The organism is Photorhabdus africana, from assembly GCF_035181445.1.
GTDB lineage: Bacteria > Pseudomonadota > Gammaproteobacteria > Enterobacterales > Enterobacteriaceae > Photorhabdus > Photorhabdus laumondii.
This window is the reverse complement of record NZ_JAXBVE010000224.1, coordinates 1-319: the sequence shown is the minus strand read 5'-3', so window position 1 is coordinate 319 and position 319 is coordinate 1. Positions and strand designations below refer to the sequence as shown.

General features: G+C 49.2%; 1 protein-coding gene. It reads right to left on the bottom strand.

Going from position 1 to position 319, the window contains the following annotated elements; all coding sequences use genetic code 11:
- Positions 1 to 319, bottom strand: a 319-nt coding sequence (locus SLS51_RS23505) for a hypothetical protein (protein ID WP_323840880.1), incomplete at both ends; no start/stop codon positions are given.

Sequence of the window (319 nt, the reverse complement as noted above, 5' to 3'; positions counted from 1 at the left end):
GAACCACAGGTTTTGCCAGTTAATGTCGTTAAAGACAATCATATCTTCCGCATTGATATCATCAACCTGACTGTCAATCACCTGACCACTGACCACAAAGCTGTCTATCCCTGCGCCCCCCCGGAAGTGGTTCTGATAACCGCCCAGCACCAGCAGATCCTGACCTTCACCGCCGTCAAACTGGCTGAATTTCGAAATAGTGGCCGCTATCAGGTGGTCATCACCTTCTCCACCGTTGATGACTGCATGATAGCCCATCAGTTTAATGACATCGTTACCCATGTTGCCATCAATTCGGTTGTCATTACCAAACACCCGG